The sequence below is a fragment of the Pseudomonas sp. AC463 genome, assembly GCF_979253585.1.
This window is the reverse complement of record NZ_CEEDDZ010000493.1, coordinates 1-281: the sequence shown is the minus strand read 5'-3', so window position 1 is coordinate 281 and position 281 is coordinate 1. Positions and strand designations below refer to the sequence as shown.

Below are 281 nucleotides of genomic sequence, written 5' to 3'. Positions count from 1 at the left end.
ACCCTGCGCACCGCCGATGCGGATCACGCTGCCGGCAAGCCGTTCTTCCTGCAATTGATGACCACCTCCAACCACCGCCCCTATACCTACCCGGACGGCCGCGTCGACATTCCCTCCGGCAGTGGTCGCGAGGGCGCGCTGAAGTACACCGATTACGCCATTGGCCGCTTTCTCGCCGAGGCGAAGAACAAGCCCTGGTTTGCCGACACCGTGTTCCTGTTCGTCGCCGACCACACCGCCGGCAGTGCGGGCAAGGAAGACCTGCCCGTGGCCAATTACCA

The 281-nt window shown here is 64.4% G+C and carries 1 protein-coding gene; it reads left to right on the top strand.

Annotation, left to right across the window (positions count from 1 at the left end):
• A partial coding sequence (locus AC0IYH_RS31110; protein WP_471838048.1) for a sulfatase-like hydrolase/transferase occupies window positions 1-281 on the top strand: 281 nt, incomplete at both ends.